The 23,864-nt window shown below is 65.7% G+C and carries 25 protein-coding genes and 1 tRNA gene; 14 read left to right on the top strand and 12 right to left on the bottom strand.

The window, feature by feature from the left end; genetic code table 11:
• The first annotated feature begins 97 nt into the window (after nt 1-97).
• The 5 genes from FCE95_RS03615 (at nt 98) to FCE95_RS03595 (ending at nt 5,090) form a co-directional block, all read left to right on the top strand.
• Nucleotides 98-1,375, top strand: coding sequence for a nucleotide sugar dehydrogenase (locus FCE95_RS03615; RefSeq protein WP_137265614.1), 1,278 nt, complete (start codon nt 98-100; stop codon nt 1,373-1,375).
• Between the two features lie 2 nt (nt 1,376-1,377).
• A complete protein-coding gene (locus tag FCE95_RS03610) occupies nt 1,378-2,997 on the top strand; it encodes an FMN-binding glutamate synthase family protein (RefSeq protein WP_137265613.1) in 1,620 nt (539 codons plus the stop codon).
• 73 nt (nt 2,998-3,070) lie between these two features.
• Nucleotides 3,071-4,225: a PAS domain-containing sensor histidine kinase gene (locus FCE95_RS03605; protein ID WP_137265612.1), complete on the top strand. Its 1,155-nt coding sequence runs from the start codon at nt 3,071-3,073 to the stop codon at nt 4,223-4,225.
• Nucleotides 4,222-4,599, top strand: coding sequence for a response regulator (locus tag FCE95_RS03600; RefSeq protein WP_137265611.1), 378 nt, complete (start codon nt 4,222-4,224; stop codon nt 4,597-4,599). Before FCE95_RS03605 ends, FCE95_RS03600 begins: the two co-directional genes overlap by 4 nt.
• Before the next feature lie 38 nt (nt 4,600-4,637).
• Complete coding sequence (locus FCE95_RS03595; protein WP_137265610.1) at nt 4,638-5,090, top strand: cupin domain-containing protein; 453 nt, start codon at nt 4,638-4,640, stop codon at nt 5,088-5,090.
• A 96-nt stretch (nt 5,091-5,186) separates the two neighbouring features.
• Here the strand turns inward: FCE95_RS03595 and FCE95_RS03590 are convergent, their stop codons facing one another.
• The 3 genes from FCE95_RS03590 to FCE95_RS03580 all read right to left on the bottom strand — a co-directional run bounded on the left by FCE95_RS03590 (nt 5,187) and on the right by FCE95_RS03580 (nt 6,889).
• Nucleotides 5,187-5,780 carry a hypothetical protein gene (locus FCE95_RS03590; protein WP_137265609.1) on the bottom strand — a complete coding sequence of 198 codons (594 nt, stop codon included), beginning with the start codon at nt 5,778-5,780 and terminating at the stop codon, nt 5,187-5,189.
• An 82-nt stretch (nt 5,781-5,862) separates the two neighbouring features.
• Nucleotides 5,863-6,354, bottom strand: coding sequence for a YybH family protein (locus FCE95_RS03585; protein ID WP_189644626.1), 492 nt, complete (start codon nt 6,352-6,354; stop codon nt 5,863-5,865).
• Nucleotides 6,355-6,421: 67 nt separating this feature from the next.
• Nucleotides 6,422-6,889 (bottom strand): MarR family transcriptional regulator, encoded by a 468-nt coding sequence (locus tag FCE95_RS03580; protein ID WP_317616468.1) that lies wholly within the window; start codon nt 6,887-6,889, stop codon nt 6,422-6,424.
• A gap of 20 nt (nt 6,890-6,909) precedes the next feature.
• Between FCE95_RS03580 and FCE95_RS03575 the strand changes: the two genes are divergently transcribed.
• Nucleotides 6,910-7,914, top strand: coding sequence for a S41 family peptidase (locus FCE95_RS03575; RefSeq protein WP_317616467.1), 1,005 nt, complete (start codon nt 6,910-6,912; stop codon nt 7,912-7,914).
• Nucleotides 7,915-8,007: 93 nt separating this feature from the next.
• Here the strand turns inward: FCE95_RS03575 and FCE95_RS03570 are convergent.
• Nucleotides 8,008-8,082: transfer RNA gene (locus FCE95_RS03570), tRNA-Val, on the bottom strand.
• 221 nt (nt 8,083-8,303) lie between these two features.
• Nucleotides 8,304-9,155 carry a hypothetical protein gene (locus FCE95_RS03565; RefSeq protein ID WP_137265606.1) on the bottom strand — a complete coding sequence of 284 codons (852 nt, stop codon included), beginning with the start codon at nt 9,153-9,155 and terminating at the stop codon, nt 8,304-8,306.
• 140 nt (nt 9,156-9,295) lie between these two features.
• On the opposite strand from FCE95_RS03565, the gene FCE95_RS03560 reads away from it, so the two are divergent.
• Nucleotides 9,296-9,694, top strand: coding sequence for a hypothetical protein (locus FCE95_RS03560; RefSeq protein WP_137265605.1), 399 nt, complete (start codon nt 9,296-9,298; stop codon nt 9,692-9,694).
• Nucleotides 9,695-9,747: 53 nt separating this feature from the next.
• Here FCE95_RS03560 and FCE95_RS03555 read toward each other — a convergent pair whose 3' ends face one another.
• The 3 genes from FCE95_RS03555 to FCE95_RS03545 all read right to left on the bottom strand — a co-directional run bounded on the left by FCE95_RS03555 (nt 9,748) and on the right by FCE95_RS03545 (nt 11,466).
• Nucleotides 9,748-10,461, bottom strand: coding sequence for a hypothetical protein (locus FCE95_RS03555; protein ID WP_137265604.1), 714 nt, complete (start codon nt 10,459-10,461; stop codon nt 9,748-9,750).
• A gap of 4 nt (nt 10,462-10,465) precedes the next feature.
• On the bottom strand, nt 10,466-11,092 hold the full coding sequence (locus FCE95_RS03550) for a TetR/AcrR family transcriptional regulator (protein ID WP_137265603.1): 627 nt from the start codon (nt 11,090-11,092) through the stop codon (nt 10,466-10,468).
• Nucleotides 11,093-11,208: 116 nt separating this feature from the next.
• On the bottom strand, nt 11,209-11,466 hold the full coding sequence (locus FCE95_RS03545) for an acyl-CoA-binding protein (protein WP_137265602.1): 258 nt from the start codon (nt 11,464-11,466) through the stop codon (nt 11,209-11,211).
• A 143-nt stretch (nt 11,467-11,609) separates the two neighbouring features.
• Here FCE95_RS03545 and FCE95_RS03540 point away from each other — a divergent pair, with 143 nt between their 5' ends.
• A complete protein-coding gene (locus FCE95_RS03540; protein ID WP_137265601.1) occupies nt 11,610-13,601 on the top strand; it encodes an SDR family oxidoreductase in 1,992 nt (663 codons plus the stop codon).
• A 96-nt stretch (nt 13,602-13,697) separates the two neighbouring features.
• Here FCE95_RS03540 and FCE95_RS03535 read toward each other — a convergent pair whose 3' ends face one another.
• From FCE95_RS03535 to FCE95_RS03525, 3 genes are all read right to left on the bottom strand, one after another.
• On the bottom strand, nt 13,698-14,645 hold the full coding sequence (locus FCE95_RS03535; protein ID WP_137265600.1) for a restriction endonuclease: 948 nt from the start codon (nt 14,643-14,645) through the stop codon (nt 13,698-13,700).
• 160 nt (nt 14,646-14,805) lie between these two features.
• Nucleotides 14,806-15,324 carry a phasin family protein gene (locus tag FCE95_RS03530; RefSeq protein ID WP_137265599.1) on the bottom strand — a complete coding sequence of 173 codons (519 nt, stop codon included), beginning with the start codon at nt 15,322-15,324 and terminating at the stop codon, nt 14,806-14,808.
• Between the two features lie 164 nt (nt 15,325-15,488).
• On the bottom strand, nt 15,489-16,745 hold the full coding sequence (locus FCE95_RS03525) for a patatin-like phospholipase family protein (protein ID WP_137265598.1): 1,257 nt from the start codon (nt 16,743-16,745) through the stop codon (nt 15,489-15,491).
• Nucleotides 16,746-16,832: 87 nt separating this feature from the next.
• Here FCE95_RS03525 and FCE95_RS03520 point away from each other — a divergent pair, with 87 nt between their 5' ends.
• Nucleotides 16,833-17,549 (top strand): DUF8198 family protein, encoded by a 717-nt coding sequence (locus FCE95_RS03520; protein ID WP_137265597.1) that lies wholly within the window; start codon nt 16,833-16,835, stop codon nt 17,547-17,549.
• Nucleotides 17,550-17,649: 100 nt separating this feature from the next.
• Here FCE95_RS03520 and FCE95_RS03515 read toward each other — a convergent pair whose 3' ends face one another.
• Nucleotides 17,650-17,925 (bottom strand): polyhydroxyalkanoic acid system family protein, encoded by a 276-nt coding sequence (locus FCE95_RS03515; protein ID WP_137265596.1) that lies wholly within the window; start codon nt 17,923-17,925, stop codon nt 17,650-17,652.
• Between the two features lie 84 nt (nt 17,926-18,009).
• Between FCE95_RS03515 and FCE95_RS03510 the strand changes: the two genes are divergently transcribed.
• The 5 genes from FCE95_RS03510 (at nt 18,010) to aroA (ending at nt 23,811) form a co-directional block, all read left to right on the top strand.
• Complete coding sequence (locus FCE95_RS03510) at nt 18,010-18,819, top strand: FHA domain-containing protein (RefSeq protein ID WP_137265595.1); 810 nt, start codon at nt 18,010-18,012, stop codon at nt 18,817-18,819.
• Between the two features lie 149 nt (nt 18,820-18,968).
• A complete protein-coding gene (serC, locus tag FCE95_RS03505) occupies nt 18,969-20,054 on the top strand; it encodes a 3-phosphoserine/phosphohydroxythreonine transaminase (protein ID WP_137265594.1) in 1,086 nt (361 codons plus the stop codon).
• A gap of 177 nt (nt 20,055-20,231) precedes the next feature.
• Nucleotides 20,232-21,380: a prephenate dehydratase gene (pheA, locus tag FCE95_RS03500; protein ID WP_137265593.1), complete on the top strand. Its 1,149-nt coding sequence runs from the start codon at nt 20,232-20,234 to the stop codon at nt 21,378-21,380.
• Nucleotides 21,377-22,504, top strand: a complete 1,128-nt coding sequence (gene hisC / locus FCE95_RS03495) for a histidinol-phosphate transaminase (protein WP_189644625.1) — start codon at nt 21,377-21,379, stop codon at nt 22,502-22,504. The genes pheA and hisC overlap by 4 nt, the downstream gene beginning before the upstream one ends.
• Nucleotides 22,501-23,811 carry a 3-phosphoshikimate 1-carboxyvinyltransferase gene (gene aroA, locus FCE95_RS03490; RefSeq protein WP_137265591.1) on the top strand — a complete coding sequence of 437 codons (1,311 nt, stop codon included), beginning with the start codon at nt 22,501-22,503 and terminating at the stop codon, nt 23,809-23,811. Before hisC ends, aroA begins: the two co-directional genes overlap by 4 nt.
• Nucleotides 23,812-23,864 lie beyond the last annotated feature (53 nt).

The following is a 23,864-nucleotide window of genomic DNA, read 5'->3' as shown; positions in this document are numbered from 1 at the left end:
TCGTTGACACATGCGGGGGGCGACGAGCCACAATCGCGCTGAATCGGCAGGAGAATGCCGGCTACCCGGTCGGATAGGCCATTCGCATAGGACCCGCATGCGCGACATCGACAACGTCCGTATCGCCATCGTCGGCCTGGGTTATGTGGGCCTGCCGCTGGCAGTGGAATTCGGCAAGCGCCGGGAGGTGGTCGGATTCGACATCGACGCGCAACGCGTGGCCGAATTGCGGGAAGGGCGGGACCGCACCCTCGAGACCGACACGCCGGAGCTGCAAGCGGCCTCGCGAGTCCGCTATGCCGATAACGTAGAAGCTTTGCGCCGCTGCGACATTTATATCGTTACCGTCCCAACACCGATCGACGCCGAACAGCATCCGGATTTGCGTCCATTGCAGCGCGCCAGCGAAATGCTCGCGTCCGTGCTCAAACGCGGCGACATCGTGATCTACGAATCCACCGTTTACCCGGGCACGACCGAGGAAGTGTGCGTGCCCATCCTCGAGCAGGGCTCGGGCCTGAAGTTCAACGAGGATTTCTTCTGCGGCTACAGCCCGGAGCGCATCAATCCCGGCGACCGCAAGCGGCCGTTGACTTCGATCGTCAAGGTGACCTCGGGCTCCACTCCCGAAGTCGCCGACTTCGTCGACAAGCTCTACGCCTCGATCATCACCGCCGGCACCTATCGCGCGCCGTCGATCCGAGTGGCCGAAGCCGCCAAGGTGATCGAGAACGTGCAGCGCGACGTCAACATCGCTTTGATCAACGAACTGGCGCTGATCTTCGACAAACTCGGCATCGACACGATGGATGTGCTGGAGGCCGCCGGCACCAAATGGAATTTCCTGCCGTTCCGGCCGGGCTTGGTCGGCGGGCATTGCATCGGCGTCGATCCGTACTACTTGATGCACAAGTCCGAATCGGTCGGCTATCACCCGGATTTGATCGAAACCGCGCGCTCCGTCAACAACAAGGTCGAACGGCACGTCGCCGACCGCATCCTGACCCTGCTGCGCGAACGCGGCGTCGAACCGGAGCGGGCGAGGGCGCTGGTGCTGGGGCTGAGCTTCAAGGAAAACACGCCGGATCTGCGCAACAGCCGGGTGGCGAACGTGATCGCCGCGCTGAGCGAAGCGGGCGTCGCCGTCGACGTGTGGGATCCCTGGGCCGACGCCGATGAAGCCGAGCGCGAATTCGGGCTGCGCCCGGTCGAGGCGCCCGATCGCGGCGCGTACGACGCGGTCGTGCTGGGCGTAGCCCACCGCCAGTTCGCGCAAATGACCGCGGAAGAGATTCGGAGCCTCGGCAAAGCCGGCGCGGCGGTGTACGACGTCAAGTCGGTCTGGCCGCGCGACGCGGTGGACGATAGGCTGTAGCCATGCGCTACGCCGCCTACTTCGCCAGCCTGCTGCTGTTCGCCGTGTCGTTGGCCTTGGCGGCGACGCACCCTGGCGGGTGGTGGGGCGTCGCGGTCTTCGGCCCGCTCTCGTTGCTGGGCACCTGGGACTTGCTGCAGAAACGCAGCACCTTGCGCCGCAACTATCCGATCCTGGCGCATTTCCGCTACGGGTTGGAGTCGATCGGCCCGGAAATCCGCCAATATTTCATCGAAAGCGATCTGCAGGAATCGCCGTTCTCGCGCGAGCAGCGCGCGCTCGTCTACCAGCGCGCGAAGCGGGCGCTGGACGTGGTGCCGTTCGGCACCGAGCGCGACGTGTACAGCGTCGACTACGAATGGATCAACCATTCGATGGTTCCGACCAAGATCGCCTCGCACGATTTCCGCATCCGCATCGGCGAGAACGCGGCCCAGCCTTACGACGCCAGCGTGTTCAACATCTCGGCGATGAGCTTCGGCTCTTTGTCGGCGAACGCGATCCGCGCGCTGAACGCCGGCGCCAAGCGCGGCGGGTTCTATCACGACACCGGCGAGGGTTCGATCTCTCCGTACCATCGCGAGAACGGCGGCGACCTCGTTTGGGAAATCGGTTCGGGTTATTTCGGTTGTCGCGACGAGGGCGGCCGCTTCGACGAAGCGCGCTTCGCCAAGAACGCGCACGACCCGCAAGTGAAGATGATCGAAATCAAGCTCTCGCAAGGCGCCAAGCCGGGCCATGGCGGCGTATTGCCCGCGGCCAAGGTCAGCGCCGAGATCGCGGCCACGCGCGGCGTGCCCGAAGGCGTGGAGTGCGTGTCGCCCGCGCAGCACAGCGCGTTCTCGACGCCGGTGGGCTTGCTGCAATTCGTCGCCCGGCTGCGCGAGCTTTCCGGCGGCAAGCCGACCGGGTTCAAGTTGGCGATCGGACATCCGTGGGAATGGTTCGGCATCGCTAAGGCGATGGCCGAAACCGGCGTGCTGCCTGATTTCATCGTGGTCGACGGCGCCGAGGGCGGTACCGGCGCGGCGCCGGCGGAGTTCATCGAGCACGTCGGCGTGCCGATGCGCGAAGCCTTGGTGCTGGTGCACAACACCTTGGTCGGCCTGGATTTGCGCGACAAGATCCGGATCGGCGCGGCCGGCAAGATCACCGGCGCTTTCGAAATCGCGCGCATCCTGGCGCTGGGCGCGGACTGGTGCAACGCCGCGCGCGGCTTCATGTTCGCGCTAGGCTGCATCCAGTCGCAGAGTTGCCATACCGACAAATGCCCGACCGGCGTGGCGACTCAGGACCCGGCGCGCTGGAAGAAGCTGGACGTGCCGGACAAGGCTACCCGCGTCTTCAACTATCACGAGAATACGCTGAAGGCGTTGCGCGATCTGTTGTGCGCAGCAGGCTTGGAGCACCCGTCGCAATTGGGGCCCGAACACATCCTGCGTCGCGTATCGGCCGTTGAAATCCAGTCGTTGGGGACGCTGTACAACTTCCTGCGGCCCGGCGAACTGCTCGCCGGCATTCCCGACCACGCCGTGTTCAAGCATTTCTGGGCGGTGGCGCGCAGCGACAGCTTCGCCGCGCCGGAACGGGTGAGCGCATTGCGGATCGGCAAAGCGGTCTGAATCCTTCAGCCGGGGCGTAGACAACGCCTTCACGGGCCGCCATTCAGCCTGCCCCATTCATCAGGGGCGTTCGATGTCAGCGTTGCCTATCGCCACACCGGCCACCATTCCGCTCACCGACGACGAACAGCAGTTCCGGCTGTTGGTCCAAAGCATCACCGATTATGCGATCTATATGCTGGATCCGTACGGGTATATCCGCAATTGGAATCCCGGCGGCCAGCGGATCAAGGGCTACACTCGCGAAGAGATCGTCGGCGAGCATTTCTCACGCTTCTATACCGAGGAAGACCGTCTTGCGGGCGAGCCCGAGTACGGCCTGCGCATGGCGCGCGAACACGGCCGTTACGAGAAGGAAGGTTGGCGGATGCGCAAAGACGGCACGCGCTTCCGGGCCAGCATCGTCCTGGATCCTATTTGGCGGGACGGCGAGCTGATCGGCTACGCCAAGATCACTCGCGACGTCACCGACCGCTACGAGGCGCAGAGGCGTTTGGAACACGCCCAGCAGGCCCTGATTCAATCGCAGAAAATCGAGGCGATCGGCAAGCTGACCTTCGGCTTGGCGCACGATTTCAACAATCTGCTCACCGTGATCGTCAACAGCCTGGATTTGATCAAGGCGCATCACGACGACGCGGGCAGAGTCGAGCGGCTGGCGGACGGGGCGATGCGCGCCGCCGACCGCGGCGCGCTGCTGACCCGGCAATTGCTGGCGTTCGCCCGAGGCCAGAGCCTCGCGCCCGAAGCGCACGACATCAATGATCTGTTGCGGCGTTCAGAAGCGCTTTACCGCCGCGCTTGCGATACTGCGATCACGATCGTCTTCGATCTCGCCAGCGATCTGCCGCAGGCGCTGGTCGACGCCACCCAATTCGAAGCCGCCGTCCTCAACCTCGTCATCAACGCGCGCGATGCCATGCCCGACGGCGGCAGGATCTCCATCGCCACCCATTTGCGGCGTACCGCTCCGCCGGACCGGCCGGAAGCCGCCGCTTCCGATTACGTCTGCGTCGCCGTCAGCGATACCGGCGTGGGCATGAGCGAGGCGCTGCTGCAACGCGCCGTCGAGCCTTTTTTCACCACCAAGGAAATCGGCAAGGGCAGCGGCCTGGGCTTGAGCCAGGTTTTCGGTTTCGCTTCGCAATCCGGCGGCTTCGCTGAGCTGCGCAGCGAGGAAGGCGAGGGCAGCCGCGTATCGATTTGTTTGCCGGCAAGCGCGCCATGAGCCGTTCGGTGCTGTTCGTGGACGACGAACAATCGCTGCGCGACGTGGTCGTCGAAGCGTTGCAGGACAGCGGTTACGAGGTGCTCGTCGCCGTCGACGGCCCCGGCGCCCTCGAAATATTGCGCGGTCCGGCGCGGATCGACGCGATCTTCAGCGACGTCAGCATGCCGAACGGCATGTCCGGAATTGATCTCGCCGCTGAAGCGGCTAAGATCCGGCCTGGGATCGGGGTCGTCCTGGCTTCCGGTTTCGCCAAGGGCCAGCTGCCCGAAATTCCCAAGGATGTGGCCTTTCTCTCCAAGCCTTATCGCATCGGCCAATTGCTGGAGCGATTGGAGCAAACGATTTCGGCCCGGGGCGGATCGCACAATTGAAATTACGGCCGCTGCGGCCGCTCATACGAAGGGTCCGCATGAAGATCGCCTTGCTGATCGTCCCTTTCGCGTTCGCCGCCGGCAGCGCGCATTCGCAGGTCTCCAAAGAACCCATGATCGTCGCGCCGCTCGAAGCGGCCAAGTTCGTGCCCTCGAATCCGGCCGCGCCCAACGGCACCCAGGTCGCGGTGTTGCGCGGCGATCCGGAGAAAGGGCCTTCGACGATGCTGATGCGGATGAAGCTCAACAAAGGCCGCAACGTCATGCACGTGCATTCGTCGGATTACCAGTTGGTGGTGATCAGCGGGCGGATGAAGCATTGGAGCAAGGCGCAATCGGAAGAAAAGGCCGAGGCCATGGGCCCGGGCGGCTACTGGTTCCAGCCCGGCGGCCGTGCGCACACCGACGCCTGCCTGAGCGATGAATGCTTGATGTATATCGTTTGGTCAGGGAAGCGGGACGGGTGGATCGCTACCGACAAAGATGGCTGAGCGAGGTAGGTTGGGCGAACCCCAACACGCTATCTTTCGGATGGCGTCGCCGTCGCGGATGTGGGGCGTTGTTGGAGTTTCACCCCAATCTATGGGTTATAGGCGTTGCTTGTAGGCCGCCGTCAGCTGTTCGTTGAGCTCGATTAGCGTGCTGATCGAATGCGCCATCTCGCGCACGCTCCTGCGGGAAGGAGGCTGGTCTTCGCCCTCGGCGCCCAGCCCGGCCAGCGTGTCCATCGCCAATTCCTGTTGGCGCTGATACAAGGCTTGCAGTTCGTAGGTGCGCGCGACGGGAATGCTCCACTCCGATTCGAGCCGCCGCGCCGATTCCGCGGACTGCGCGGTATTCCATGCCGCGGCGGACAGCAGGGAAAGCTGCAGGTTGAATTCCAGCGAGCGCGTCTTTTCGGCGTTTTCCGGCTTCAGGTAGTTCCTAGCGGTGTCCAGGTTCTTCTGCAGCATGGGCCGCGCGCTTTCCAGTTCCGCCAGGTTGCCGCGCATTTCCGCCGCCACGGCTTGCTTGCGCTGCGCCGCATCGCGGTCGAGCTCGCGATTGTCCCGCCACTCGCTCGCCCACAGCGCGAGCACGACCGCCAACGCGACCGAACAGGCTTCGATCAATATTTCCGGCAGTTTTTCGCGGAGGCGGTCGCCGAAGCTGGGGCGGTCGGTGGGGTCGGCGTTTTCCATGCGCGCAGCATAGCCTGGCTATCGATACGATGGCGCCTGTCGGCCGCTGCGATATGCGGCGGCCGGGGCGGATAGCGGATTATTACTTTCGCGGCGGAGGCGGCGAGTCCGTGCTGATGGCTTCGGCGGCCACCAACCAACGGCCATTGCGCTTCTCCCATGTCACCAAATGCTTACCGACCGATCGGGCGGTGCTTCCGTCGGCCGCTTGCGCCGAGGCTGCGAAAGTGCCGAGTTCGTAGGCCATGTCGCCTGCCGACGAAACGACGATTTTGGTGGGGGCGAAGGTGGCGGTGTAACCGGGAGTCGCGATTCTGGCTTTGAACCAGTCGCGGATCTTTTCCTTGCCGACGATGATCGGCTGGTTGGGTACGAGGAACGCGGCGTCCTCCGCGTAGTTCTCCATCACCGCATCCAGGTTCTTCGATTGCAGGTTTTTGGACCAGGCAGCGTCGACATGCCGGATCGCTTGTTCTTCGGCGGCGGTATCGACTTCTTTTGCGATCGAGGGGGAAGTCGCCAAGGCGGTTAGGCAGGCCAGCGCAAAGGCGAAGTAAGGACGATGGTTGCGCAAGTCACGGGCTCCGGTGGATTCGTATCGGGCGACAGCGGAACGCGCCTGCCGCGGCGGGTACTGCTTCTCAACTACGGCTTGCGGTCGCTGGCCGTTTTTTCTTGCCATCCTTTGCGGTGTTGCGAGCGTCTTCGAGACGTGCGGCGAAGCTCTTTTCCTCCAAAACCTGCAAGGCTTTTCTCAGGACGACCTCGAGCGGCTGGCCGATGTCGTCGTTCAAGCTCGCGGCGGCCATTGCGGTAATCTCCCATTGCCTTTCCAGCGCCGCCATTCGCGAGACGGCATATCGGGTCAGATGGACGATGCGTTCGCGGCCGTCCGCGCCCGCCTTGAGTTCGACCCATTTTGCCGCAGCCAGCGCGCTCACCGTTTGACTCACGGCTGAATGGCTCAAGCCGCTGCCTTGCGCGATGTCCTTGATGCGCATCGGTCCATGCCGCGCCAAAGCGCGGACTATCGGGGTATATCGCGGCTTGTAATCCAAACCGGCGGCGGCGTAGGCGTCGGCTACGGCCGGGTCCAACGCGTCCAGCAAGGATCGCAGCAGAGTCCCCAATGTGGCGTGTTGCATTGTCATGGTCCGGAATATATATTAGTGCTTATATATATTTCAAGCGTCGAAAAGAGGAGGTGTCCATGAGCGGTGAAGTCCTGCTGGCGGCGCTGTTGGCCGCTTGTCCCCAACAGGCTGAAGTGCTGGATGGCGTAGCGAAGGCCGTCGAGCAGACGTACGTCGCCGAGGCCGAAGCCGGCCTGATCGCCGAGAGCGTTCGTGATTGGTCCAAGCGCCATCGGTACGCCGATGCCTGCGGCGACTGGGCCGCGTTCGCCGAACGGTTGAATCGCGACCTGGACGCTTACGACGGCCATTTCTTCGTGGAGCGAATCGCAAGCGGACCCGAGTCCAAGCCCGAGGCCGACTGGCTTATGGCATGGCGCGCCGAGGCCGGTCCGAGCAACGCAGGCGTGAGGGAGGTGAAGGTTTTCGAGGGCAACGTCGGCTACCTCCGCCTCACCACCTTCTATCCCTGGGATTTGGCGAAAACGAAATTGAGCAATGCATTCGCTTTGCTCAAGGACACCGAAGGCATGATCCTCGATTTGCGCCAAAACGGCGGCGGCGATGCCGACACCGCCGCGCAATTGGTGCGCGCCTTCCTTGGCGACGGAATAAAAGCCGTGCAGCGGATCGAAAGCCGGAAAGGGACCAAAACCGAAGATTTGCCCGCGCGCGACATGGCGGGTTATAGCCGCGGCTTGGTAGTCCTGGTCGATCGCCGATCCGGTTCCGCGGCCGAGTACGTCGCCTATTCGCTGCAAGCCGAGGGAAGGGCTTCGGTGATCGGCTCCCGGAGCGGCGGCGTGGCTAATTTGATGGATGAGCCGCAGCCTCTGCCGCATGGATTCAAGATCACCATTCCCAACGCCAAGCCCGTCAATATGCGTACGGGCAAAAATTGGGAAGGCAGCGGCGTGACGCCCGACATGAAAGGAGGCGACGACCCGATATACGCGGCCCGTCAGTTCCTGAGCGGACGATCGGCGCCTGCGCCGCGCTGAAAACTATGCGGAGCGGACAAATCGAGTCGCTGCATCGCGCGGCTCAAACTAAAAAGCCACTCTGGAGAGAGTGGCTTTTCGTAGGAACCGTCTTGGTGGGCGGTGCAGGGTTCGAACCTGCGACCCTTGCCGTGTGAAGGCAATGCTCTACCGCTGAGCTAACCGCCCGGGGCCGCATAGTTTAACGATTGGGGGCGGGGCGGGACAAGTCTTGGGTCGGATTGGGAGGGTATCGGCGGCTGGGAGGCCCTCACCCAACCCCACCGTGTCCCTGCCAACGCGCATAGCGCGTTGGCGTTCGGCGCCCTGCGAGCCAGTGGGTCGCAAGCAGGGCTCCTCACCCCGCGAGCGGGAGAGGGCTAAACCGCGAGCAGGAGAGGATGCGGGCGCTACTCCAACTGCTCTTTGGCATAAGCCGCATCCAGCGCTTCCATCGCATCCTGCGGCTTCAGCTTGGCGGCCTTCTCGTAAGCGGCGGCGGCCGCGTCTTCCTTCTTGTCGCCGTACAGCAGCATCAGCACGTTGCCGTGTTCGATGTGGGCGATGGGCGAGTCCGGGGTCAGCTTGAGCGCGGTCTTGATGTGCGATTCGGCCTCGGCCGCTTTCGCGCCGTAGGTCAGGCCGCCGATCATGGCGCCGATCTTGCCGATGATCTCGGCGTGGTACAGCGCCAGCGCGGTATGCGCTTCGGCGTGCTTGGGCGCCAGCTCCAGCGCAGCGTCCAGCGATTCGCGCACCTTGCCGGCGATGCCTTGCTTGAGCGCTTTGGCGATGCTCAGGCCCTGGCTGTAGCGACCCAGCGCGAACGCGTGGCGGTAGTGGCTGTTCGCGTCGTCCGGCAGCGCCTTGATCGCGGCCTCGGCCAGTTTCGCGCCCTGTTCGAAACGCTTGAGCTTTTCGCCTTCGTCGTCGACCAGATAGGTCGCATGGATCCCGATCGCCTTCACCGCGACCGAAGCGCCGAACGGACCCAACGCCGAACCCGCATCGAAGGCCGCTTTGAAATCGCCGCGGTGGAAAGCGCGCCACGCGTCCTGCAGTTCGGTGGCCAGCGCATCGGCCTTCGCCGCCTTGGCGGCCTTGCCCGCTGCATCGATCAAAGCCTGCGCGCGCTTGGCGTCCGGGAACGGTTCGGCATCCCCCGCGTGCAGCTTCGGCCAGGCTTTCTTCAGCGCATCGCCGGCATAGGCGAAGGCTTTGGCGTCGTACGGGAATGCGGCCCATCCGGATTTGGCGGCCATGCTCGGTCCTTCATGATTGGCGTTACGGCAAGCATCACGCGATGAACGGCGGCTGGCAAGGGTAGTGTGATTGCTCCACGGGCCCGGTCCAGGCTAAGCGGGTCGAAGCCGGCATCGCGCCGGCGATCCGGAGCCTGAAGATGGTGGCCAAGAAGCAGTCCCGTAACGCCAAGGAAACCACGCTGCGCCATGTGTGGCTGGCCGCGCTCGGCGCGGCGGTCGTGGCGCGTCGCGAAGTCCGCAACGCCGGCGACATCGCGGTCGAAGAAGCCGGCAAGCTGCGCGCTCGCGCGATCCGTTTCGCGGCCGATGCCGCAGCCGTCGCGCGCGGCGGCCTGCTGACCGTGGCCGAGCAGGTCGAGCCGAAGATCCAGCAGGTGGGCGGCGAGATCGAATCGCGCCTGGCGCCCGTGCTGGCCAAGCTGGGCCTGACGCCGAAGACCCGCCGTCCAGCGCGTAAATCGCGTCGTCCCGCCGCGAAAGCTACCCGTCGCGCCGCGCGTCCGGCGGCCAAGCGCGCACGCGCCGTTCGCCGCTGATCCGTCCTGCGGATCGAAGAGCGCCCCGCGATCGCGGGGCGTTCTCGTTTCGGTCAGGCAGCCGTCTCGGCGCGCATCGCGATCGTGTCGATGATGACGATCTTCTGCCAGATCTTGGCGGACAAACCGCCGGTCAGGGTCTGGATGTCGTTCACCGAATTGAGCACCTGCGCATCGTCCAGGTGCTGCAGATAAAGCGCGGCCAATTTGCTGGTGATCGACAATAGCTCCGAGCAATAGTCCAGATAGCGGGCCAATTCGAATCGCGTCATCGTGCGCTGCGGCGAGGAGGGCGTGGCCATCGCCGGCGACAGCAACCGCTCGGGATCCTTGGTCAGCTGGTGCATGTCGATCACGTGGGCCACGCTGCGCAGCCGGTGCAGCGAGCGCAGCGCCGCGCGCCGCTTGATCCGCCTTTCCAGTGTCAGCAGGAAATAGACGGCGATGCCGATGAAGACGATGTCGTTGACCGCGGATTCGACGGCCTGAAGCAATTCGAACAGGCGGAAGTTCGGATCGATGCCGCGAATCGACGCCGCCAGGCCGAGCGCCGCGGCGATCACCACCAGCGCCATCACCGCCACGCCGATGCGCACCGGCCAATTCGGCTTGCGCAAACGCTCCAGATCGAAGATCGATTCGCGCGCTAGCAGCAGCAATTCGGCGCCCACCTTGCTCAGCCCGGAGCCGGGGAAGCGTTCGGAGATGCGCGCGCCCAAGCGCTCGCAGGTGCTCAGGATGGCTTCCGGCTCGAGCGCGCGGTACACGGCGCTATTCCTGATAGGCCTGCGTCAGCCGGTTCAGATGCACCCGCTCGGCATCGCGCAGGAACGGCGCCAGCAGCATCATCACCTGCACGATGCCGGTGCGGATCGCGGCCTGTTCGTCCTTTTCGCCGCGCACCGAAGCGTAGTTCAGCCAGAACGTGGCGATCACCAGGATGTTGGTCGCGGCGGCGTCCAATTCCGCGGCCGAGGCGCGCATCACCCCGGCCTGGCTGAGGCCGCGCATCACCTGGTGGGCGCTGTCGTCCGCGCGCTTGAGGATGCGCGCGAAACGGATGCGCAGGCGCCGGTTGCGGCTGAGGATGTCGACCAGGTCGCGGTACAGGAAGCGGTAGTCCCAGATGCATTCGAACACCAAGTGCAATTGCAGCCAGATGTCCTCCAGTTCGGGCAAGCGTCCGGCAGGCGGGGTGAGCGCAGCATCGACGCGCTGTTCGTAGCTGCCGAACAACTGCTCGATGATGTCGTCCTTGTTGCGGAAGTGGTAGTACAGATTGCCCGGGCTGATCTCCAGCTCGTCGGCGATGTGGTTGGTGGTGACGTTGGGCTCGCCCTGCGCGTTGAACATCGCGAGCGAGCAATCGAGGATGCGTTGGCGGGTTTCGCGAGCCATGCGGTCGTCAGCGCGGGAATGGGGTGGGCGGTGCCGGGATGCCGGCGGTGCGTCGCGTCGGGTTTGCCCTCACCCCAGCCATCTCCCGCAAACGGGAGAGGGAGCTTCGCTTCGGATCAGCTCGTCAGCTTCTTGACGAGGTCGACGTACTTCTTCTTCGCATCGTCCTGCGCCGTGCCCTTCAGTTTGGCCCAAGCCTCGTATTTGGCGGTGCCGACGAAATCGAAGAACCCCGGCTTGTCGCCGCTCACGTCGCCTTCCGAGCCCTGTTTGTAGAGGGCGTACAGGCGCAGCAGGGTGTCGTTGTCGGGGCGGTCGGGCAGGGCTTGGACATCCTTGGTGGCTTGCTCGAAACGCTTCTGAAGATCGGACATGGTCAACCCTCCCGGCGATGGTGGGCATGACAGCACGCACCGGCAGGGTGGTCAATACGCCCGGGAATTGTCGGCGGCGCTGGGCTCTGGCAACGTAGGCTCCGACGGCCGCGCTGCGGCCCTGGTTCCGATCGGGAGAGGTCATGAGTTATTTCGTCACCGGCGCCACCGGATTCCTCGGCCGCTACCTGGTCGGCAACCTGCTCAAGCGCAAGGGTCCGATCCATGTGCTGGTGCGCAAGGATTCGCAGAAGAAGTTCGAGGCCATCGCCAAGAAGATGGGCTGGGACCTGCGCCGCATCGTCGTCGTCCACGGCGACATGACCGCGCCCAAGTGCGGGCTCACCGCGGCGCAGATCAAGGGCCTGAACGGCAAGGTGAAACATTTCTTCCATCTGGCCGCCATCTACGACTTGGCCGCCGATGCGGAAAGCCAGCGCGCCGCCAATGTGGAGGGCACCCAGCACGCCCTGGACCTGGCCGCCGCGATCGGCGCCGGTTGCTTCCACCACACCAGTTCGATCGCTGCCGCCGGCCTGTATCCGGGCGTGTTCCGCGAGGACATGTTCGACGAAGCCGAAGGCCTGGACGATCCCTACCTGCGTACCAAGCACGATTCCGAAGGCCTGGTCCGCGAAGAAAAGCGGATTAAATGGCGGATCTACCGCCCCGGCATGGTCGTCGGCCATTCGCAGACCGGCGAAATGGATAAGATCGACGGCCCGTACTATTTCTTCACTTTCATCAAGAAGCTGCGCGAAATGCTGCCGCAGTGGATGCCGACCCTGGGCATCGAAGGCGGCCGCATCAACATCGTGCCGGTCGATTTCGTAGTCGACGCGATGGACCACATCGCGCACAAGCCCAAGCTCGACGGCCATACCTTCCACCTGACGGATCCGGAACCGATGCGTGTGGGCGAGGTGCTCAACGCCTTCGCCCGCGCGGGCCACGCGCCGGAAATGACGATGCGGATCGATGCGCGCATGTTCGCCTTCGTGCCGCCGAGCATCCGCGGCGCGGTCGGCAGCCTGCCGCCGGTGCGGCGCTTCATCGGCATGTTGCTGAAGGATTTCCGCATCCCGAAGCAGACGTTGAAGTTCATCACCTATCCGACCCGCTTCGACAATCGAGAGACCGAACGCGCGCTGCGCGGCAGCGGCATCGCGGTGCCGCGCCTGGACGATTACGCCTGGCGTTTGTGGGACTACTGGGAACGGCATCTGGATCCGGATCTGTTCGTCGACCGCACGCTGAAGGGCAAGGTGCGCAACAAGGTGGTGGTGATCACCGGCGGCTCGTCGGGCATCGGCCTGTCGACCGCGCAGCGCGTGGCCGAGGCGGGCGCGGTGACGGTGATCGTCGCGCGCGGGCAGGAGGAATTGTTCAAAGCCCGCGACGAGATGAAGGCCAAGGGCGGCAAGGTGTTCGCCTATACCGCGGACCTGGCGGACATGACCAGCTGCGACAAGCTGGTCGAGAAGATTTTGAAGGAACACGGCCACGTCGACATCCTGATCAACAACGCCGGCCGCTCGATCCGCCGTTCGATCGAACTCAGCTACGACCGCTTCCACGATTTCGAGCGGACCATGCAGCTGAACTATTTCGGCAGCCTGCGTTTGATCATGGGCTTCATGCCGACCATGACCCACCGCCGCAAAGGCCACATCATCAACATCAGCTCGATCGGCGTGCTGGCCAATTCGCCGCGCTTTTCCGCCTATGTCGCCTCGAAAGCGGCGCTGGACGCGTTCAGCCGCTGCGCGCAGGGCGAGCTGTCGGGCAAAGGCATCTCCTTCACCACGATCAACATGCCGCTGGTGAAGACGCCGATGATCGCGCCGACCAAGATGTACGACAGCGTGCCGACGCTGAGCCCGGACGAGGCAGCGGATTTGCTGGTGCGGGCGATCATCGAGAAGCCGAGCCGCATCGCCACGCGCCTGGGCATCTTCGCCGCATTGCTGAACGCGGTGGCGCCCAAGGCCTACGAGGTGGTGATGAATACCGCCTTCGAACTGTTCCCGGATTCGGCCGCGGCCAAGGGCGACAAGAAAGCGCTGAAGGGCGAAACGCAGCCCAGCGGCGAGCAGATCGCGTTCGCCGCGCTGATGCGCGGCGTGCATTGGTAGTGTAGGTGTTGTGGGAGCGGCTTCAGCCGCGAGCTCTTTCGATCAGGTCACTGCGCCATGAAAGCTCGCGACTGAAGCCGCTCCTACAAAGTCGGGTCAGTAGGTATGGCACTGCCGGAACCGCACCGGCGCGCCGCTGCCCGGCGGCGGGTTGATCTGCACGCGGGTCGCGCGCAATTCCTCGTAGCGATCCAGGATGCCGCAGACGCCTTTCCACAGGTCCGGACGTTCGTTGCCGATATCGAGCGCGAGCGTGGACTGGGTCGACCAGATCGCGCGTTCGACGCCGGGCAGAGCGGCGATGGCGCCGGCCACGTCCGAGCGCCTTTGTTCGGATTGCTCCGCAGTGGGGATGGCCGCAGAAACGGGTGCGGCAGGCGAAGGCGAGGACTCGGCTTTGGCCGCGGACGGCGCAGGCGCGGCCGTTTCGGCGGCAACGGCAGGCGCTTCGTTGTCTCCGGCGCGCGGCACCAGCAAGGCGACCGCGATGCCGGCGACCAAGGCTGCCGCCAATCCCAAACCCAAGCCGCGCTTGGCGCGGGCGGCGGCATAGTTGCGCACCTGCGACTGCACGGCTTCCGACATCAGCGGCGCGGCTTCCGGCCAGATGGCCTTGCCGTCGATCAATTCGATCCGCTGCGGCTTGGCGTGCGGATAGGCGTCGGGCGCGAAAACGCCGGGGGTGACCAGCAATCCGCCGGCGGCGTCGTTCATGCGCAAGGCATTGGCCAATTCGTCGACCGCCTGAGCGCCGAGCCGATAGGCCGAGCCGTGCTTGCACGAGAGCACGTACAGCACGCCGTCGCGTTTGAGCAGGATGTCGGATTGGTCGCCGCTGCCCAGCGGATGCGCTTCGGCCGCGAGATAACCGCGGCGCAGCATCATCTCCAGGACGACGCCGGCGAATTCGCGCCAGCGCATCGCATTGAGGCTGCGCACGCCTTCGATGGATTCGTCCTGGCGCCTGCGCAGCACCCAGAAATAGAAGGCGGCGGCGATCGCCACGATCAGCGCGCACAGCAATCCCAGCACGACCGGCGTCATCCCTATCCCCCATTTGCCCGTCGCACACTATAACGCGGGGCAGGTGACGGGCCGGACAAATGAGAAGCCCGCCAGTCCGAAGTCGTGAGGGGGAGGGGAGCCTCGAACTTCGTGTGGACTGGCGGGCTGAAGCGTGCGGCGGATAGGCCCGCCGCGGCCGTTACGCCTGCTTGCGCGCAGGCGACTTGCGGGGAGTCTTGCGCGGCGCCGCCTTCTTCGCGCTGGCCTTGCGCGGAGCGGACGAACCGTTGACCTTGCGCAATTCCGCGTTGAGCGCATCGACGCGGTCGATCAAAGCGTTCAGATCGTCGCGGCCCGGCACGCCAAGCTTGGTCAGCGCGCGCTGGACGCGGTCTTCGAACACTTTTTCCAGTTTGTCCCAGGTATCGGCGGCGCGTTCGCGCGCTTGGCCGACGCGGTTCTCGACCGCATCGCGGACGGCGTCGGCGCGGCCGCCGGCGAACTTGCGCGCGGTCTGCTCGAGCGACAGGCCTTCCTTCACCAGCCCTTCGAACAGCTTGGTGCCTTCGGCCTGGGCGCGGCCGAAAGCGCCGACGCCGGCCAGCCAGATTTGCTGCGCCGATTCGCTGAGGGTGCTGGACAGGCGTTCGGCCTGCGCCTGGGCGCTGGCGCCGCCGCTGCCGGCTTTCTTCTTCGACGCTTTCTTGAACTTGGCCATGGGATCCGAGGCGCGTTGATGGAGTGCCCCGCAGTCTCGCCGCGCTGTCTAGAGCATTCACACCAAGGCCATCTTTTTTGTGGGAGCGGCTTAGCCGCGAGCTTTTTGCTTCAGGCCGCGGCGCGCGGTAAGAGCTCGCGGCTGAAGCCGCTCCCACAGGGGCGTCAGCGCGCGCGGCGGCGGGCGCGTTCGGTCGCGACGATCTGGTCCACGTCGTCCAGCGCGCGACGCAGGCGCGCGGTGGTTTCGGTCATGCGCGGCGGCACGTCCAGGCCGTCCAGGATCGAGCGGCGCGGGTCGTCCAGGATCTCGTCGCGCAAGCGGATGCCGTGCGCGGCCAGCAGCGGGCGCAGCGTGTCCGCGCGTTGGCGCAGGTCGGCCAGCGTGTTGCGGTAGGCCAGCTGGCACACCCGGTGCCGCGATGAGAAGCTGAAGAGATTGGTGAAGAACAATTCGCTGTCGTCGGCGTTCGGTTCGAACACCAATTGGTCGACGTCCGGATATTGCTGCGCGTACTTGGCCAGGCCGATTTCCATGCGCGACTGAAGCATGGTGCGGAAGGTCTGCGACAGCACCGCGGGCAAGCCGCCGCTGGCCAATCCCAGCGGATCGCGCTCGCCGCCGGCCGGGCGCGCGCGGCTGGCGTCGAAAGGCACCAGCGGGTTGATCCCCAGCATCAGGTCGACGCCGCGCTCGAGCAAGACCGATGCGTGCATCGTCCGGCGCAGCGCGCCGTCGACGAAATGGCGGCCGCGCACTTCCACCGGCGGATACAAGCCGGGCAGGGCGGCGCTGGCCTGCACGGCGTGCGAGATCGGCACGTCGTCCCAGCCCGGTCCGCCGAAACGCACCGCTTCGCCGCTGTCCAAGTCCACGGCGACCACGTACAGCGGCCGTCCGAGTTCGCGGAAATCGTTGCTGCGGCCGCGGCGTTCGAACACTTCGCGCAGAAAGCGCTCGACCTCGCTGTTGTCGAACAAACCGGTGGGGACCAGGCCGCCGAAGCGGGTGATCAGATCGGCCCAGCGCGCTTCGCCGGGCGAAAACAGCAGTTCGCGCCACCATTCGGCGACCAGGCGCGGCAGGTTGGAGGCGCGGCGCAGGTATTCCAGGATCGCCGGGCGCAGAAAAGTTTCGGGCCGGAATTCGACGTCGTCGCTGTTGCCGGTGATGAAGATCCGGCACATCTCGGCCGTGCTCATCCGGTTCGCCAGCCCGGCGGCGAGGAAGGCGCCGGAACTGACGCCGACATAGCAATCCAGCCGGGTCAGGTCCAGCCCGTCCAGGGCTTCGTCCAACGCGCGCAGCGCGCCCAGCTCGTACATGCCGCCGATCGGGCCGCCGCCGGCGATGGCCAGGCCGATCTTCGGCGCAGCGCGGGAAGGCTTGGGCCGTTTGCGGGCCGTGTGGAGGAGCAGCATCGAAGATCGCGCGGCGGAGTTGCGGCGAGTTTAGCCGATCGTCCGCCGCCGACACTGTCTGCCTGGCCGATCCGCTAAAGTCCGCCGATGTCCCGGCCACGCTCCGTCGTCCCGCGCCTGCAGCGCCGGCTCGCTTGCCATCAGGCCCTGCACGATCCGCGGCGCGAACCGCGCAACCGTTCGCGCTGGCTGCCCGAAGTGCGGCGCTGGCAGGCGCAGCGGCTGGAGGACAGCTTCGCCAGTTTCCTCGACGACCCGCGCAGCGCGCCGGCGGCGCATTTCTTCCTCAACGACGTCTACGGCGAGCACGATTTCAGCCGTCGCGACGCCGACATCGCCAAGGTGCTGCCGATGATGCAGCGCCTGCTGCCCGGCGCTTTGCTGCAGACGGTGGCGGACGGGATCGAGCTGGGCGCGCTCACCCACGCCTTCGATTTGCGCCTGGCCGAAGCGCTGGAACGGCTGGCGCCCGCGCGTAAGCGGCTGGATGCCGCGTTGTATGCCCGGATCTATCGCGACGTCGGCTTGCCGCGGCTGCGTGCGCATCAGATCGACCTGATCGGCGACGTCGGACGCGGCCTGGCCGGCGCCTTGCGCATGCCGGGCGTATCTGCCCTGCTCAAGCTGTCGCGCGGGCCGGCGAAGGCCGCCGGACTCGGCGAATTGCAGGGATTTTTGGAGCGGGGTTTCGCCGCGTTCGCGGGGCTGGGGGATGCGCGCGTTTTCCTCGAAAGGATCGACCGCAACGAACGCGAGGTCTCGTGGCGGTTGTTCGCGGGCGATCCGGATCCGTTCGGTTCTTGAACTTTGTGGGAGCGGCTTCAGCCGCGAGCTTTTTTGCCGCAGGTCGCTGCGACCTAAAAGAAGAGCTCGCGGCTGAAGCCGCTCCCACAAAAGCAAAGGCTTATTTGAAGCGCTCTTCCAGCACGCGGCGGATCTCCGCCTCGATCGGCCCCTTCAACGCCGACAGCAGGAAACCCAGCTGAGCGCTGACCCGAAGGTGCTTGGGCTTCAGGTCGATCTTGCCGTCCACGCCGGAGCGGCTGAAGTTCAGGGTGTCCTCGTCCCACTCGTAGTCGATGCCGAAGCGTTCGGCCAGTTTGTCGGCGACTTCCTGCACGGCCTTGCGCGCCTTCGCCGGCGTCAGCGTGTGCGCGTGGCGGATGTCGATACTGGGCATGCGGCCGCTCCGGTGGTCTGTGGCCGGCATTGTGGGGCCGCCCCGGGCTCGATCCAAGCGCGAGGCCATGTAAGATTGCGCGGCGTGAACGAACTGAGACTGCGATTTCCGAGCCACGACCACCCCGACATCCCGATCGGCATGGGCGTGCATGGCATCGGCCGCGATCCTTACCACGACCGGGCGATCGGCGTGGTGGAGTCGGCCCAGGACTCCTTGGTCCAGTTCTGCGTGGACCGCCGCGGCGTATGGCTGGCGGTGGCCGACGGCATCCGCGGCGTGCACGTCAACGGCCGTCCGGTGCTGCACATGACCATGTTGCGGCTGGGCGACAGCGTCCACGTCGAAGGCATCGAAATGGTCCTGGTCGGTCCCGGCGTAGTCGACGGCCTGCCGCGCGAACTGGCCAGCGCTCCGGCCGACGGCAGCGGCAATTTGCGGGTGGTGTTGCGCGGCGTCGGCGGCCAATACCACGGACGTTGCTTCACCCTCGACCGGCCCCGTGTCGTGGGCCGGCTGGAACAATCGGACATCCGCATCGACGACCCGGCCTTCGCCGATCGCCACGCCCGCTTGGAGCTGCACGGCGATCGAGTGGTGCTGCGCGATCTAGGCTCCTACGAAGGCAGCGTGGTCAACGGCGAACGCGTGCGCGAAACCGTGCTTTCGCCCGGCGACCAAATCGTTTTCGACGCCTACCACCGCTTCGTGATCGAAGCGCCTTCGCGCGCTCCGGCCGCGCAGGCCGAGCCGAACGCGCCGAATCGGCAGGCCGCCGATGCCGTCCAAGCGCGCGGGTCCGCCGGCTCGGGCTGGCGCTTGCCCTGGCTGTTGTTGGCCGCGGCGCTGTTGGCCGCAGCCATCGCGGCGCTGTTCTGGTTCGGGCCCAAGTAGGCCCACCTCTACTTTTTTTGTGGAAGCGGCTTCAGCCGCGAGCTCTTCCCGCCGGACCATCGCGACCGGAAAAGCTCGCGGCTGAAGCTGCTCCCACAAGCCGTGCTGCACTGCGGCATACTAGGCCCGACCCCACGACGGAGCCTGCGATGTCCCGCGCTTTCAACTTCAGCCCCGGTCCTGCCATGCTGCCCGAACCGGTGTTGCGCCAAGCCCAAGCCGAAATGCTGGATTGGCACGGCGTCGGCGCGTCGATCGTCGAGCTCAGCCACCGCGGGCCGGAGTTCATCGGCGTAGCCGCCGAGGCCGAAGCGGATTTGCGCAAGCTGGTCGGCATTCCCGACGACTACGCGGTACTGTTCCTGCAAGGCGGCGCGACCGCGCAGCAGGCGCTGGTCGCGCTGAATTTCGCCGAACCGGGGCAAGCGGCGGATTACGTGATCAGCGGCCACTGGGGCAAGACCGCGATCAAGCAGGTCAAGCCATACGTCGACGCGCGCATCGCCGCGACCAGCGAAGCCGACGGTTTCCGCAACATTCCCGATCCGTCGACCTGGCGGTTGTCCGACGATGCGGCCTACGTCCACATCACCGCCAACGAAACCATCCACGGCGTCGAATTCCGCGACACGCCCAAGGTGGGCACGGTGCCGCTGTTCGCAGATTTCAGCTCGAGCATCGCTTCCGAGCCGCTGGACGTGTCGAAATACGGCCTAATCTACGCCGGCGCGCAGAAGAATCTGGGGCCGGTGGGCATCGCCGTAGTGATCGTGCGCCGCGAATTGCTGGAACGCGCCGGCCAGCCGCGCGCCGACATCTTCGATTACCGCTCGCACCTGAAGGGCGAATCGATGCTCAACACGCCGCCGACGTGGAACTGGTATTTGGCCGGCCTGACGTTCAAGTGGATGCTGGCCGAGGGCGGCGTGCAGGAATTCGCGCGCCGCAACGCGCAGAAGTCGAAGATGCTGTACGCGGCGATCGACGGATCCGGCGGCTTCTACCGCAACGAAGTCGACCCGGCCGTGCGCTCGCGGATGAACGTGCCGTTCTTCCTGTACGACGAGGCGCTGGACAAGGCGTTCTTGAAGGAGTCGGCCGCGGCCGGCCTGATGGCGCTGAAGGGCCATCGCGCGCTCGGCGGCATGCGCGCCTCGATCTACAACGCGATGCCGGTGGAAGGTGTGCAGGCCTTGGTCGATTTCATGCGGGATTTTAGAGAGAGGCATGGGTGAGCGGTCGCGCTTAGCCGGCGCATAGGCGCCGGCTGCGTTCGCGAACGCCCGGCCATGGATGGCCGCACAGGACGATTCGAGAATCGTCCTGCGCGGCGCCAAGAACGGCAGTCACGACATTTCCAAATAACTTCGCCGCGTATCACGCGCAGGCCGAGTTCATGAGACCCTTCTCCCATGACCAAGAAGAAGTCCGCCAAACCACAGAAACCCAGCGCGAAACCCGCGCAAACGGTTTCGGCTGAAACCAAACCCGACCTGGCCGCGGTCCGCGCCCAGATCGACGGCCTCGACCAGCAAATCCAGCAGTTGATCGCCGAACGCGCGCAGTGGGCGCAGCAGGTCGGCAAGGCGAAAGGCAAGCTCGCCGCCGCGGTGGATTACTACCGGCCTGAACGCGAAGCCCAAGTGCTGCGCCGCGTGGTCGACCGCAACGATGGACCGCTCGGCGACGAGACCCTGGTGCGCTTGTTCCGCGAAATCATGTCCGCCTGCCTGGCGCAGCAGGAACCGCTGAAGATCGGTTATCTCGGTCCCGAAGGCACGTTCTCGCAACAAGCCGTGCACAAGCACTTCGGCCACTCGGCCAAGGGCTTGCCGCTGGCGAGCATCGAGGAAGTGTTCCAGGAAGTGGCCGCCAAGCACGCCGATTTCGGCGTGGTGCCGGTGGAGAATTCGGGGCAGGGCACGATCCAATCCACCTTGGACATGTTCCTCACTTCGCCGTTGACGATCTGCGGCGAAGTCGAACTGCGCGTGCACCAGCATCTGCTGTCGCGCAGCGGCCGGCTCGAAGACATCGAACGCGTCTACTCGCACCCGATGTCGCTGGCGCAATGCAGCGGCTGGTTGCGGCAGAACCTGCCGAAAGCGGAAAAAATCCCGGTGTCGAGCAATGCGGAGGCGGCGCGGCGTGCGCGCAACGCGGACGACGCCGCGGCGATCGCCGGTGAAACGGCGGCTCAAGTTTACGGCTTGAAGGCGATCGCGGGGCCGATCGAGGACCGCTCCGACAACACCACGCGCTTCTTGGTCATCGGCCGCGAACTGTTCCCGCCGTCCGGCCACGATCGCACTTCGCTGCTGGTCTTCATCCGCGACCGGCCCGGCGCGCTGTACGGCGTGCTCGAACCGCTTGCGCGGCGCGGGATCAGCATGAACCGGATCGAATCGCGGCCCGCGCACGGCGGCTTGTGGCAGTACGCGTTCTTCATCGACGTCGCCGGCCACGTGCAGGAATCGCCGTTGCGCGATGCGCTGGCCGAAGTGAGCGAAAGCGCGGGCGACGTGCGCGTTCTGGGATCGTACCCGGTCGCCGTGTTGTGAGCGCAGGCGGTATCGATTTCGAGCGGCTCGCCCACGCCGGCGTCCGCCGCTTGCGGGCTTACGATCCGGGACACGACCTGGTCGCGTTGCGTCGCCGCTTCGGCGCCGGCGAATTGGTCGAGCTCGGCTCCAACGAGAATCCGTACGGCCCGAGCCCGCGCGTACGCGAAGCGGTGCTGGCCGCGATGGGCGATCTGCATCGTTATCCGGATCCGCTGGGCGGAGACTTGAAACGTGCTTTGGCCGCCACGCACGGCGTCGAAGCAGCGCGGATCCTGTTGGGCAACGGCTCGCACGAACTGTTGATGCAGTTCGCGCAGGTCTTCGCCGCTCCCGGCGCGGACGTTGTCGCTTCGCAGTACGGTTTCGCGGTGTACGCCTTGGCCGCGCAGGCCGCGGGCGCGGATTTCGTCGCCGCGCCGGCGTACGGGCGCGAGCATGCGATGCCGCGCGGGCACGATTTGGATGCGATCGCGGCGGCGATCTCGCTGACGACACGTCTCGTCTACCTCGCCAATCCGAACAATCCTACCGGCACCTGGTTCGGCGCCGATGCGCTGAAGCCGCTGTTGGCGCGCGTGCCGGACACGACGCTGGTCGTCGTCGACGAGGCCTACGCCGAGATGGCCGACGCGCCGGATTACGCCTCGGCGTTGCCGCTGCTCGCCGAGCATCCGAATCTGATCGTGACCCGCACCTTCAGCAAGGCTTACGCGTTGGCGGGCTTGCGCATCGGTTACGCGATCGCCCACCCGGACTTGATCGCGGTAATGGAGCGCGTCCGCGAGAGTTTCAACGTCAACGCCCTAGGCTTGGCGGCCGCGGAAGCCGCGCTGGGCGACGTAGAGCACCTGCGCACGACCTGCGAAGCCAACGCGCGCGAGCGGGCCGCGCTGGCGGCCGCTTTGCACGAACGCGGCATCGTTTGCGCGCCGTCGCAAACCAATTTCCTGCTGGCGGAGTTCGGCGCGGACAGCATCGCCCTGGAGCGCGAGCTGGTCGCGCGCGGTGCGGTGCTACGGCCGATGGCCGGCTATGGCTTGCCCGATTCGCTGCGCATAACCGTCGGCGACGCCGCCGAAAACGCGCGCTTGCTGCGTATCCTGGACGAGGTGCGGGCATGAGCGCGGAGTGGATCGCCGGCCCCGGCGCGCCTTTGCGCGGCGAGCTGGACGTTCCCGGCGACAAATCGGTTTCGCACCGGGCGATCATGCTGGCGGCGATCGCCGACGGCGTGTCGCGGATCGACGGTTTTTTGGAAGGCGAAGACACGCGCGCCACCGCGGCCGTGTTTTCGCAACTGGGCGCACGCATCGAAACGCCGGAAGAGGGCGTGCGCATCGTCCACGGCGTCGGCATCGACGGCTTGCGCGCGCCTAAAGCCGCGTTGGACTGCGGCAATGCCGGCACCGCGATGCGGCTGCTGGCGGGCCTGCTCAGCGGCCAGGATTTCGACTGCGAATTGGTCGGCGACGCCTCGCTGTCCAAACGCCCGATGCGGCGCGTGACCGAGCCGCTGGCGCGGATGGGAGCGAGGATCGACACCGCCGACGGCGGATTGCCGCCGCTGCGGATCCGTGGCGGCAGCGCTTTGCGCGGCATCGACTACACGAGCGAAGTGGCCAGCGCCCAGGTCAAGTCCGCCGTGCTGTTGGCCGGCTTGCGCGCCGAGGGCGAGACCGTCGTCCGCGAAGCGCAGCCGACCCGCGACTACACCGAACGGATGTTGGCGGCGTTCGGATGGCCGATCGAGTTCGCGCCCGGCCTTGCCCGCTTGAGCGGCGGACATCGGCTGCGCGCGACGGACGTCGCGGTACCCGCGGATTTTTCTTCGGCGGCGTTCTTCATCGTCGCCGCGACCGTCGTGCCCGGTTCGGACTTGACGCTGAAGCGCGTAGGCTTGAATCCGCGCCGCACCGGTTTGCTGCATGTGCTGCGCGCGATGGGCGCGGACATCGCGGAAATAGGCCGCGGCGAATGCGGCGGCGACCCGGTCGCGGACTTGCGCGTGCGGCATGCGCCGTTGCGCGGCATCGATGTGCCGTTGATTCACGTTTCCGACATGATCGACGAATTCCCGGCGCTGTTCGTGGCCGCGGCTTGCGCCGAAGGAACGACTCGGGTGCGCGGCGCGGCCGAGTTGCGGGTCAAGGAATCCGATCGCCTCGCGGCCATGGCCTCCGGTCTGACCGGGCTCGGCGTCCGCGTCCAGGAATTCGCGGACGGCGCCGATATCCAGGGCGGCCCGTTCGGGGGCGGGCGCATCGACAGCCACGGCGACCATCGCGTGGCCATGTCCTTCGCGGCGGCGGCGCAGGCGGGCAAGGGCGAGTTGCGGATAGCCGATGTCGCCAACGTCTCGACATCGTTTCCGGGTTTCGTCGAGAAGGCGATTGCGGTGGGGTTCAGGATCGCCGCCATTTCCGCTTGAGCGGATGCGCGGGTTGCTTATACTCCGCGCTGCATCAATTTGTTGGGTTCACG

Source organism: Luteimonas gilva, from assembly GCF_005239095.1.
Lineage (GTDB): Bacteria > Pseudomonadota > Gammaproteobacteria > Xanthomonadales > Xanthomonadaceae > Luteimonas_C > Luteimonas_C gilva.
Note: the sequence above shows the minus strand (reverse complement) of the source record. Positions and strands in the feature narration are given on the sequence as shown.

Excerpts from the sequence above, each read along its gene's own strand:
- aroA (WP_137265591.1), top strand. The coding sequence starts at position 22,501 with ATGAGCGCGGAGTGGATCGCCGGCCCCGGCGCGCCTTTGCGCGGCGAG.
- FCE95_RS03590 (WP_137265609.1), bottom strand. The coding sequence starts at position 5,780 with ATGGAAAACGCCGACCCCACCGACCGCCCCAGCTTCGGCGACCGCCTC.
- FCE95_RS03515 (WP_137265596.1), bottom strand. The coding sequence starts at position 17,925 with ATGCCCAGTATCGACATCCGCCACGCGCACACGCTGACGCCGGCGAAG.
- FCE95_RS03525 (WP_137265598.1), bottom strand. The coding sequence starts at position 16,745 with ATGCTGCTCCTCCACACGGCCCGCAAACGGCCCAAGCCTTCCCGCGCT.
- FCE95_RS03610 (WP_137265613.1), top strand. The coding sequence starts at position 1,378 with ATGCGCTACGCCGCCTACTTCGCCAGCCTGCTGCTGTTCGCCGTGTCG.
- FCE95_RS03535 (WP_137265600.1), bottom strand. The coding sequence starts at position 14,645 with ATGACGCCGGTCGTGCTGGGATTGCTGTGCGCGCTGATCGTGGCGATC.
- FCE95_RS03530 (WP_137265599.1), bottom strand. The coding sequence starts at position 15,324 with ATGGCCAAGTTCAAGAAAGCGTCGAAGAAGAAAGCCGGCAGCGGCGGC.
- FCE95_RS03605 (WP_137265612.1), top strand. The coding sequence starts at position 3,071 with ATGTCAGCGTTGCCTATCGCCACACCGGCCACCATTCCGCTCACCGAC.
- pheA (WP_137265593.1), top strand. The coding sequence starts at position 20,232 with ATGACCAAGAAGAAGTCCGCCAAACCACAGAAACCCAGCGCGAAACCC.
- FCE95_RS03600 (WP_137265611.1), top strand. The coding sequence starts at position 4,222 with ATGAGCCGTTCGGTGCTGTTCGTGGACGACGAACAATCGCTGCGCGAC.
- FCE95_RS03615 (WP_137265614.1), top strand. The coding sequence starts at position 98 with ATGCGCGACATCGACAACGTCCGTATCGCCATCGTCGGCCTGGGTTAT.
- FCE95_RS03560 (WP_137265605.1), top strand. The coding sequence starts at position 9,296 with ATGGTGGCCAAGAAGCAGTCCCGTAACGCCAAGGAAACCACGCTGCGC.
- FCE95_RS03540 (WP_137265601.1), top strand. The coding sequence starts at position 11,610 with ATGAGTTATTTCGTCACCGGCGCCACCGGATTCCTCGGCCGCTACCTG.
- FCE95_RS03595 (WP_137265610.1), top strand. The coding sequence starts at position 4,638 with ATGAAGATCGCCTTGCTGATCGTCCCTTTCGCGTTCGCCGCCGGCAGC.
- FCE95_RS03545 (WP_137265602.1), bottom strand. The coding sequence starts at position 11,466 with ATGTCCGATCTTCAGAAGCGTTTCGAGCAAGCCACCAAGGATGTCCAA.
- FCE95_RS03520 (WP_137265597.1), top strand. The coding sequence starts at position 16,833 with ATGTCCCGGCCACGCTCCGTCGTCCCGCGCCTGCAGCGCCGGCTCGCT.
- serC (WP_137265594.1), top strand. The coding sequence starts at position 18,969 with ATGTCCCGCGCTTTCAACTTCAGCCCCGGTCCTGCCATGCTGCCCGAA.
- FCE95_RS03575 (WP_317616467.1), top strand. The coding sequence starts at position 6,910 with ATGTGGCGTGTTGCATTGTCATGGTCCGGAATATATATTAGTGCTTAT.
- FCE95_RS03550 (WP_137265603.1), bottom strand. The coding sequence starts at position 11,092 with ATGGCTCGCGAAACCCGCCAACGCATCCTCGATTGCTCGCTCGCGATG.
- FCE95_RS03565 (WP_137265606.1), bottom strand. The coding sequence starts at position 9,155 with ATGGCCGCCAAATCCGGATGGGCCGCATTCCCGTACGACGCCAAAGCC.